This is a genomic window from Deltaproteobacteria bacterium, from assembly GCA_016210045.1.
Taxonomy (GTDB): Bacteria; UBA10199; UBA10199.
This window is the reverse complement of sequence record JACQUX010000036.1, coordinates 1-5,919: the sequence shown is the minus strand read 5'-3', so window position 1 is coordinate 5,919 and position 5,919 is coordinate 1. Positions and strand designations below refer to the sequence as shown.

Here is a 5,919-nt window from a genome sequence, read left to right as displayed (position 1 = left end):
GCCACATGGTGCCCTGGCGGATGCTCTCCCATACGTTCGCGATGTCGGAATCGGCAGGTATGATCGATCCGTCCGGAGCCTTTTCGGCGTGCGAGTGGGAACCGATGATCTGATCCGTGATCTTGTCGAAAAAATAGGTGCTTTTCGCCATTAGCTCGGCCCTCCGGTATTGTCGGTGCACTCGATGACGCTGCGATTATAGGCGCACACGATACTTTCGTTTCCGGCCCGTTGCCGGACCCGGAATTCCCAATTACTCGTTCCTCCATTGTAGGAAGGCGATGTCGGGCTTACGTTCCCGTTGAATGTTTGCTGTCCCGGTCCGCCGATCCACGCCTTGTTGTCGCTATCGAATCCGCCGCCGCCTTGGGTCATATCGATCTGGCAGATTCCCCATACGGGCATGTCCGATGCGGTAAAACCTCCGATGGTGAGAATATCGTCGGTCTCAATGTTCTGCGTCTGCTTGCCATACACGCCGAATGACCTTCCCAGAGAGAATGAGTGGGTGTGGATGCTGATATTGATCCCGTCGATCGTCGCTCCGCCGGCGACGGCCAGGCTTTGCTGGAGCGTCTGTCCGCCCTTGTTGAGATGGAGGTATTGCGTGTGGTCATCGTCACCGAGACCCGAAAGCGCGCCGTGGTCCGAAACACCCGCGTTGGCGTCCACATAAGCCTTCGTCGCCAGATGCGAGGCGATCGTGGGGTTCTGACCGACTACCGGATTGTTGAAAGTCCAGGAGCCGTTGATCGTCTCGTTCTGCGCGGTAGCCGCGTATTGAGGATGGTCGTCGTCGCCCAAACCGGCGAAGGTGCCGTGATCCAACACCGGTCCGTTCGCGCCTCCGGTATGATTATGAGATCCGACATCGACCCCGTCGACAAGCGCACCGCCTGCCATGTCAATATTGGCATTGTGCAACCAGACCTGGGAGATGGTCTCATTCTGATCTTTGTGGGTGTATTGCGGATGATCGTCATCGCCCAGACCCGAGATCGAACCGTGATCGATTGAAGGGACGGTAAAGTGAATCGAAGCATCGTTAATGTGCGCATCGATGGTGGCGTGGGTATAGACGCCGATGCTCGTGAGATCGCCGTGATCGACCGTGCCGCCCTGGCCTGGGCCGCTGTGATCGTGATTGCTGATATCGACGCCGTCCACGGTGCCGATGGTCGTGATGTTTCCGTTGGATCCATCAATGTGAATGGTCTGCGTGACGCCGTTATCGGAATAAAAAGTGATCGTGGATCCGTTGTTGAAACTCCAATCGCCGTCGATGGTCTCGTTTCCGGTATCGTGGACAAAACCGCTGAAACCCAAGATCGTCAGTTCCTCTTTTACGGAGGTATCGATTTGGGGATTGTTGACTGTGATGTCGCCGAAACTGATCGTCGCATGCGCGAGCAGGACGCCGCCGTCGCCGGGGTTCGGCGCAGGCACCGCCGCTCCGGCCAAGGCCTCGGCCCCCTGATAAAGTTTGAATTCGACATCCTCGGCGGTGATTTCAAATACGGTATCGCCGAAACCGTCGATAGCGGGACTCGAATCCGTGATGTGGTAATAGGCGTAGATGGAAACGATCCGCTCGTTTCCCGGATTCAAGACCTCGATATTGTTTCCGTTCACATCCTGGGCGAACGGGACATTGGTGGTCGCGTTGTTGAGGATGCGTCGGCCGTAGGTATCGTAAGCGACACCCGAACCGACATCGACGGAGAAATTGGCCCCGGCCCCGCGTTCGGAGACATCCAGGCCGTAAACCACCCCGGTGTTCTCGGTAATCTCCAAGAGGAGATTCCAGAGGGCGTTGTCGATATCGCCGTGATGGCTGTTCAGCCAGTCGGTGTCGGCGAGGAATCGGTAGTACCAGTTATGTTTGTCCATACGTGCGCACCTGTCAGTGTACGTAGGTATTTACGCCGACCTCCGAAACTCCCACCTCCCAATGATCCACAAAACCGGGGTCATTGGGTTCCAGAATCCCGTAATGAGTATGAGCCGGCTTCATGAAGTCGGCGATTTCACGGAGGAGATCCCGCTCGTCATCGGTGAGAATCCGGGGTGTCTGAATGAAAAAATGGAAGGCCCACGCCCCCGGACGATCGCAATCGTCGGCATCGTCCGTTCTCGGCGCATACGGGGTGTCCGGATCATCGCTCCGGACCATTTGGGCACCCCAGGCGTACAAGTCTCCCGGGAAACCGGCATCGGATTTCAGGAGAAAACGGACATCGCCGGCGGTATTGGGGAAACACCGGTGCTGGACGACAAACCGTTGCCATTCCGATGTGACACCAAGGATCTCTTCCGTCTGATCCAAGGGATTATCCACCGATTGAATGGCGAAAGTGAGCGTTCCGGGCACGTCGGCCTTGAGCCAGATGGAAGCGGTGAACGGTTGATTGGCGGCCAGAAGCGGCGTCGCATCCTGATAAATCAAGGCACCCGGGGCACTCATGTCCAGCCGGTCGGCATCACGTCCCCACGGAGTGGGTCCGGTAATGACCTGCGGGGTGACGATGATCAGGGATTTGATCCAATCGGCCTCCGAAAAAACTTCGGTCCATTCGAGCAGATTGCAATAAACGCGACGACCGCCCGAATAGGTGGAAAGTCCGATCTCGCTCACGCCCACATGCCAGCCATCCTCGGGGTAGGCATGGGGATCGACGATTTCCACTTCCATGCCGAGCAGGAATCGGGCCGCGGTGACGATGCCTTTTTCCTTCCCGAGACCCTTCTGGTTGTACATGGGGATCAGAAGCTTCACGAGTTTGCGTTTCTGCGTATCGGTCAGGGGGTAACTACGGAACGGATTGCCCAATTGTCGCAGCATCAGTTCCACGAAGGCCATGGGGGCCGTGTCGGGATCGACCAGCTCGTCATAGGCGGCGATAAAAGTGCGGAATTCGTCCGAGACTTGGCTGGTCAGTGTCTTCCAAAGGTCCAGAATATTGTCCGGATCGTTCTGATGATATACTTTCGGAGGCAGATTTTTTTCGTTCTCGGACATGGTAGCGCCTCAAGACGTCGTGAAAATGAGACCGTGAGTCGGGAACTGGTTGATATCCATGATCGTGTCGGCGGCCGGTAACGCCAGGTTGAAGCTCTTCACGCCCTCCACATCCTGAATGATCCAGATGATCCGGTTCCGGTAAACGGTGGTGCCGAAATCGATCGTGTACCGGCCGTCTTCGTCGGTGTTCTCGCGGCCGAAATATTTTTCCAGTGCCGCACGGACTCCCGCCTGGACAACCGAATCCTCGCCGCCGCCGAATGTGATGCCGGACAGGGAGAAATTCGGAGTCGCGCCGTCCGTGGCCGCGAGCGTGTAATCGTTCCCGTGAGCTCCCGGCGTGCGGACCGTCAGGTTGACCGTCGCGGCGTTCACGTCGGCCGAAATTTCCGGTAAGGCCACTTCGATCGCGGTAGCGAGGTTGTTGGCGGAGGAATTGAGATCCCCTCCGGCCAGCCAATCGATGCCCACCACGAAATCCTGACCGTTGACCGTAATCGTGTCGCCGACATCGAACGTATTGTCCAAGAGCGTGATGCTCGCGGTGGCGGAAACGCCCACATCGGTCGAAAATTCGCTCGTGGGAACCAGGTCGCGGATTTCGACGGGGATATCGACCAGCTGGGGACCGGTCAGAATGAGTCTCTGGGTCAAGGGCGGCGGATTTTCGGCCAACGCCGTCTCGATCTGGTTCTCGAGGGCTTGGGTCAGGGTGTCGGTGGTTTCCGGCAAGACCACGGCCAGAACCGTGTTCTCCTCGATATAGGGGTTGTCATTCACGGTGAGGATCCGGACCCGGCTCACGCCGGCGACGCTCGTGATGATGGCCTCGAAGTCCTCATAGTCGATGGTGACTTCCTTGGCTCCGATCGACTTGGGGATCCGGATCTTGGAGGTTTCGATGTCTTCGCGATCAACCCCTCCCTGGGAGGCGGAGGCGTTGTTCACGATCAGGGAAACCGGATTGCCTCCGGTATCGGTGAAGGTCGCATCCAGAATCGTGATCGTTCCCGGCGATACGTTCCCTTGGGCACCGCCGCCGACCTTGTAGGTGTAAACGATCGTGTCACCCGCGGGCGGGATCTTGCCGTTGACGTTGTCCCCGAAGATCACCGTGGGAACGCCTTCCGAATCCACCTCCAGACGGAAGTGCTCGCTGTTGCCGTTGGAATCGAGGAAATTGTCGACCTCCACCCAGGGCACGCCGGCGACCGTCATTTCCATGGTGTCTTCGATGTAGGGGTTGTAGTGAAGCGCCGAGCGGTAATCGGCGCTGCCGTCGCTCGTCTCGGTTTCGTCGCGCGTCACCTGATGGCGGGCGGCGACGATACCGGAGGCCGCCCCGGAGGGGATGATGAGGTTCGCGGTCGTCTCGAAAATCAGGCTCGTCTCTCCGGTAGTGCGCGCCTGCGTTCCTTTCGGGATGATAAGATCGTCGGTGAGAGGATCACCGTCCTCGGTGCCGAAGGTCAGGTCAACCAACGCCGCCACGTTGTTGGGAATGTGGTAATCGAACTGTTTGGCGAGCTTCGTGAGATTCTTGTTCTCGTTCACCGTCGGCACGAAATGCTGACGGGCATGATAGTTCTGCATCCAGGCGAGATTCGCCGAGATGAAGGCCAGCCATTCGATGAACATGACACCGTGGTTGGACTCGAGAACATCGGTCCATTCGGGGAAATTCGCCTTGGCGATATCGAAGAGCGACTCCTTGAAACCGTCGTAATCGAAGGCGCGGAACTCGATGTTGTCGAACGTTGGCATAGTTTACCCGACGAATCTGGGGAACGCGACGGCCACGCTATCGACGATCCCCCGGTTGATGATTACGTAGTCGGCGAAAATCTCCACCCAGCCCGAATCAGGATTGACGGTCACGGCGACCTCGTTCAGCTCCACCCTCGGCTCCCATTTCTCGATCGCCTCGATGACGTAGACGCGGGCCAGTGCCACCGTGATCTCGTCGATGGGTTCGAACAATAGCTCCGGCAGTCGCGAGCCGAATTCCGGTACCATGATCCGTTCGCCGACCCGCGTGCCAAGAATCTGGTAGACGGACTCGCGGACGAGTGTCCGGATGTCGCCCGTGAATTCGATGAATCCCTTGGCGTTTCTCCGCTGGGGGAATGTCAGGCCGTAATCGGCGATCAGTGCCATATCAGTTGACTCCCCGGGTCAATTGACCCCTCCCGTGTTGCCGCCGCCCGGATCCACGCCCGAGTGGTTATGGGCAATGAATTCCCGCCCGTCGATGTGGACACCGCCGCCGTTGATGACCAGGGTATGCCCACCCACGTTGAACGAGATTTCCGCAGGGCTTAATGTTACGGTGCTGCTTCCGAAGGTCATCGTCGAATTGCCCGTGGCGGAGAGTGAAAAATTCACGCAGGAAATGCTCTTATTGCCGGAAACCGTCTCGCTGCTGTTTCCCGAGACGTTCCGATTTCGGTTGCCACCTGTTTCCGTGCTTTCATCACCGGTCACTTTCAGATCCAGTTTCCCGGTGGCGGAATCGAAATGAAAATGGTTGCCCGATTTCCGATCGGTGATCTTGAATTTTTCGGAGCCCTCCTGGTCGTCCATTTCCATGATCCAGTTCTTGGTCTGGAAAACACGGTTGTCCGGTGTGGCCCGTTTGGCGACCTCCGGCGCCTTGCCACGTGCCCAATGTCCTCCCTCCCAGATCGGATGGTTCGGATCGCCGTTTTCGAAGGTCACCCAGATTCCGGCTCCCTTGGGGGGAATGAAGAAGGCTCCGAAGTCATCGCCTCCCACGAGCCCCGAAGGCCAAGCCCAGGTCTCCATGATATTTTTGCCGCTCACCTGAGGGACACTGACTGTAAGCGATCACCAAACCCACCCTACACCTTACCTTAAAATCTTGGAATCAATTTTGT

Annotated in this window: 5 protein-coding genes; all 5 read right to left on the bottom strand. The window is 57.6% G+C overall.

What is annotated here, in order from left to right; all coding sequences use genetic code 11:
* Window positions 1-150 precede the first annotated feature (150 nt).
* From HY696_10275 to HY696_10255, 5 genes are read right to left on the bottom strand one after another with little or no spacing between them, the layout of a single operon-like run.
* Window positions 151-1,890, bottom strand: coding sequence for a hypothetical protein (locus tag HY696_10275; GenBank protein MBI4238780.1), 1,740 nt, complete (start codon window positions 1,888-1,890; stop codon window positions 151-153).
* A gap of 13 nt (window positions 1,891-1,903) precedes the next feature.
* Window positions 1,904-3,019 (bottom strand): hypothetical protein, encoded by a 1,116-nt coding sequence (locus HY696_10270; protein ID MBI4238779.1) that lies wholly within the window; start codon window positions 3,017-3,019, stop codon window positions 1,904-1,906.
* Between the two features lie 9 nt (window positions 3,020-3,028).
* Window positions 3,029-4,786 (bottom strand): baseplate J/gp47 family protein, encoded by a 1,758-nt coding sequence (locus HY696_10265; protein MBI4238778.1) that lies wholly within the window; start codon window positions 4,784-4,786, stop codon window positions 3,029-3,031.
* A 3-nt stretch (window positions 4,787-4,789) separates the two neighbouring features.
* The gene (locus HY696_10260) at window positions 4,790-5,179 is read right to left on the bottom strand and encodes a GPW/gp25 family protein (protein ID MBI4238777.1); all 390 of its coding nucleotides are present in this window, start codon (window positions 5,177-5,179) and stop codon (window positions 4,790-4,792) included.
* A gap of 18 nt (window positions 5,180-5,197) precedes the next feature.
* Window positions 5,198-5,827 carry a hypothetical protein gene (locus HY696_10255; protein MBI4238776.1) on the bottom strand — a complete coding sequence of 210 codons (630 nt, stop codon included), beginning with the start codon at window positions 5,825-5,827 and terminating at the stop codon, window positions 5,198-5,200.
* Window positions 5,828-5,919: the final 92 nt, after the last annotated feature.